Source organism: Microbacterium sp. (genome assembly GCF_035277845.1).
Lineage (GTDB): Bacteria > Actinomycetota > Actinomycetes > Actinomycetales > Microbacteriaceae > Microbacterium.
Map to the genome: position 1 here is coordinate 1 of NZ_DATEJS010000075.1, position 4429 is coordinate 4429.

Annotated in this window: 3 protein-coding genes; 2 read left to right on the plus strand and 1 reads right to left on the minus strand. The window is 73.9% G+C overall.

Annotation, left to right across the window (positions count from 1 at the left end; genetic code table 11):
• Positions 1–2673 (minus strand): ATP-dependent DNA helicase (locus tag VJR25_RS03130; RefSeq protein WP_324112425.1); only part of this gene is annotated, 2673 nt, incomplete at its 3' end.
• Between the two features lie 112 nt (positions 2674–2785).
• Between VJR25_RS03130 and VJR25_RS03135 the strand changes: the two genes are divergently transcribed.
• Positions 2786–3097: a dioxygenase gene (locus tag VJR25_RS03135; RefSeq protein WP_324112427.1), complete on the plus strand. Its 312-nt coding sequence runs from the start codon at positions 2786–2788 to the stop codon at positions 3095–3097.
• A 75-nt stretch (positions 3098–3172) separates the two neighbouring features.
• On the plus strand, positions 3173–4429 hold a 1257-nt coding region (locus VJR25_RS03140), incomplete at its 3' end, for a DUF349 domain-containing protein (RefSeq protein ID WP_324112430.1).

Here is a 4429-nt window from a genome sequence, read left to right on the forward strand (position 1 = left end):
GCCGAGCACCGAGCCGCCGCCGTCCGCGAAATCGCGCAGGTACCGGTGCAGCCGGTGCACGAGATCCTGAGCCCGCGTCTTCTCGGCGCGTCCCACCCAGGCGGCCTCGAACTCGAGCTCGCCCCAGCGGGACTCCACCTGTCGCCAGAGGGCCTCTTCGTCGGGGAGCACCTCCGCCAGCGAGGCCCGTTCGAGCGCCTCGTGGATGAGGATGCCGACTCCGGCAGTGACGCTGCCGAGATCGGCCCCGAGGTCGCGGATCACCCAGTCCAGCTGGCACTCGGCCAGCTGCTCGAGCTTCGACGGCGACACCCGCACGTCTTCGACGCTCAGGTCGCGAAGCGGTGCCGTGGTGCTCGGCGGCAGGATGCCGTACCACTGGGCAGGGTCGGCGCCCGGCACCTGGGCGTCGGCGAGCAGTGCCAGCTGCGCCGCGGCGTGGCCGGCGTCGCCCGTCACGGTCGTGAGGGTGCGGCGGTGGCGGGCGACCAGCCCGCGCAGCGACAGCGGGTGCGCCACCTCGCCGTGGACGGCCTCGGGCAGCAGCTCGAAGAAGGGGCTGGGCCCGGTGTCGTCGTCGTCGACCGCGGTGACGATCACCCGGGACGACGCACGCGACAGCGCCCGGACGAGAAGCCGCAGCTCGTCGTGCAGGGCCGCCCGGCGCCGGTCGAGCACGCCCGCTCCTGCACGGGCCGGATCGTCGAGCGCATCCGCGAGCCGCCAGGCCTGCAGCAGTCCGCCGCGCAGCCGGGTGTTCGGCCATATCCGGTCCTGCAGACCGGCGATCACGACGGTGTCGAACTCGCACCCGACGGCCTGCGCCGGTGTGAGCACGGCGACGCCGCGGACGGATGCGCTGGTGTCGAACCGGTCGTCGGCGACGGTGCTGTCGAGCATGCCGCGCACGTACACCAGGGGATCCTCGTCGGGCCGCCGTTCGCCGAACCGCTTGGCCGACTGGAACAGGGCGACGACGGCATCCAGGTCCCGCCCGGCCTGCACGCCGAGCGGACCGCTGGAGTGGGACGCCTCCTGCCAAGCGCTCGCGACGCCCGCCCCCTGCCAGGCGGTCCACAGGAGCTCATGCGCGGAGGCATCCGTCGCGAGCTGGGCGCGCAGCGCGGCGAGGGTCTGGGCGAGGCGCGCGGCGCGGGTGCCCTCGCGTGTGCGCAGCACCTCGAACTCCACCGGATGCGCGAAGGCGGAGGCGAGCAGCTCGCGCGCGGGGCGATCTCCGCCCGCCGCGAGCTCGGCGTGCCGCAGTGAGGTGCGCAGCCGACGCAGCTGCACCGGGTCGAGGCCGCCGACGACGCCGAGAAGGGCGTCGGTCAGGTCCGCCGCCTCCAGCTCGTCGGCGGATCGTGACGCGAGCATGACCGCACCGAGCAGATCGCGCACCGGGCGGACGGTCACCGGAGCGGCCCCTGCTCCCGAGGCGCGGGCCGGCACCTCGCGCGCGGACAGCTCCGCCTGGAGCGCGGCGACCTGACGGGTGTCGTGGGCGATGACGGCGCAGTCCTGCCACGCAACGCCGTCGTGGACGTGCCGTTCGCGCAGCGTCCGCGCGATGTAGTCGAACTCCTCCGCAGCCGACGCGACCGTGATGCAGCGCACCGCCACGTCGTCCGCGGATGCCGCCGCATCGTCGGCGCGCGGTGGGATCCGGTGCGCCACCATCCCCCCGGCACCGACATGCTGGGTGACGGTGTGCACCACGTCGGCGATCGGCGCCGGCAGCCGGTGTGCTCCGCGCAGCACGTGCACGTCGCCGAGGCCCCGCAGCAGTCGCGCGAAGTTCTCCGGTCGAGCGCCGCGGAACGCCCCCGTGGACGTGTCCGGATCGCCGAATGCCAGCACGGCGATGCCGCGTCGACGACAGGCCTCGAGGAGCTGCACGCCGCCGAGGGTCAGCTCCTGCGCGTCGTCGACGAGGATCGTGCGGATCCTCGCCAGGTCGCCGAGTTCGGCGTCGGGTGCCGCGCTCAGCAGCTGCACGGCCTCCCGCACGAGCCCGGCCGCGTCCCGATGGGCGCCGCGCATCGCCGCGCGCACCTGCTGGTACTCCGCGAAGAAGGAGGCCAGGGGCGGCCATTCGGCGATCGCCGCGGCGCGCCCGAGCTCGGCGAGCCGCTCGGGCCCGATGCCGAGTTCGGTGCACTCGGCGAGGAAGGCCCGCACCTCGGCGCGGAATCCGGCGGTGGCCCGCACCGGCGCACCCACCTGCACCGGCCACCGGGACGGGCCGGACAGCTCGTCTTCGGCGTCGCCGAGCAGCATCTCCTGGATGATGCCGTCTTCGTCGGCCCCGGTGAGCAGCTGCGGGGCCGGCGCGCCGCTGCCGACGGCGGCGGCGCGCACGATCTGGAAGGCGAACGAGACGAGCGACCGTGCCGGGGCGCCGTGCGTGGCGGCGCCCGTGCGCAGCGAGATGCGGTCGCGCAGAGCGGTCGCGGTGACCCGGCTCGGGGTGAGGGCGAGCACGGCGTCGGCATCCGTGCCGGCGTCGACCAGGGATGCGATGCGCGCCACGAGAGTGTGCGTCTTGCCTGAGCCCGGGGCTCCGACGACGGTCCCGGACGAAGCGGCGGGGAGAGCCAGGATGCCGGTCTGGTCGGCGTCCGGCTGCTCCGTCCCGGGCGCCGGCGTCGCGTCGCGTGATCTCGTGTCCATCGTCCCGTTACGCTAGCGCGCCGGTCCGACATCGACCCATCCGGCGGCGCCATTCGCAGAGGCGGACGGGCACTGCGTATGATCGACGCGACCCACGACTTCGGGAGGCGCAGTGGCGGCCGGCGGCAGGAACAAGGATGCGCGCGTCGCGCGGGAGCGTGCACGCGCCTATCAGGCCCGCCAGGAGCTGCACGCGGCCCAGGTCCACCGTCGCCGCCGCGACAACCTCGTCGCCGGCCTCGGCGGCGGCATCGTGCTCGTCGCGATCCTCGCCGGGCAGTTCGCGTTCTTCAACGCCGGTCCGGGCAAGCACCCGACGAGTTCGAGTCCCGCGCCCAGCGCGACACCGACCGCTTCGGTCGCCCCGCCGAGCGCGACCCCGAGCGCGACGACGGCGTCTCCGAGTCCGACATCCTCCCGCTGACGACGACCCGATCCGTACTAGGCTGGGGCGCGTCCCCCTCCCCCACAGGCTCCATGCCGCGATGAGGTGCATCACGTGACTGCCGACGCAGAATCCACTCCCGTCAGCCCCGCCGAGACCGCCGCCGAGGCGGCCGCGGAGACCGAGACCGCCTGGGGCCGCGTCGAATCGGACGGCACCGTCTCGGTGCGCGAGGCCGACACCTGGCGCGTCGTCGGTGAGTACCCGGACGGCACGGCCGAGGAGGCCCTCGCGTACTTCGAGCGCAAGTACAGCGATCTCGCGAGCGAAGTGTCGCTGCTGGAGGCCCGGCACCGCCGGGGCGGCGCGTCTGCCGCCGACCTGCGCACGGCATCCACCTCGCTTCGCGGCAAGGTGACCGGTGCCGCCGCCGTCGGCGACCTGGCCGCCCTCGAGGCGCGCCTGGATGCTCTGTCGGGCGCCCTCGCCGAGGCGTCCGAGGCGGAGAGCGCCGCCGCACGTGCCGCCGTCGAGCAGGCGATCGTCGACCGCACCGCCCTCGTCGAGCGCGCCGAAGCTCTGGCCGCGCACGACCCGCAGTCGATCCAGTGGAAGCAGACCACGGCCGAGCTCAACAGCCTGTTCGACCAGTGGCAGGCGCAGCAGCAGTCCGGCGCCCGCCTGCCGAAGTCGACTGCGCAGCAGTTGTGGAAGCGATTCCGCGACGCGCGCGCGACCCTCGACAAGGAGCGGCGTGCCTTCTACGCGTCCCTCGACGAGACGCACAAGTCCGCCCGCGACCAGAAGACCCGGCTCATCGAGAAGGCCGAAGCCCTCGCGTCCAAGGGCGAGGACGGCATCGGGACGTACCGCGAGCTGCTCGACCAGTGGAAGTCCGCCGGCCGGGCCGGCAAGAAGGTCGACGACGCGCTGTGGGCGCGGTTCAAGGCGGCCGGAGACGCGCTGTACGGGGCCCGCTCGGCGCGGGAGAGCGCCGAAGCCGAGGCCTCGCAGGAGAAGATCGTCGCCAAGCGCGAGCTGCTCGAGGAGGCCAAGTCGATCGTCGACGAGTCGGACCTCGGCCGGGCGCGTTCGCTGCTGACCGGCATCCAGCGTCGCTGGGACGAGATCGGCCGCATCTTCCCGCGGGACCGCGAGCGGACCCTCGACGACGAGCTGCGCCGCATCGAGCAGAACGTGCGCACCCGCGAGGATGCCGACTGGAAGCGCAACGACCCCGAGACCAAGGCGCGCGCGAACGACATGACCCGTCAGCTCACCGACGCGATCGCGAAGCTGGAGGACGACCTCGCCGCAGCCGAGGCATCCGGCGACGCCCGCTCGATCGCCGAGGCCCGCGAAGCCCTCGAG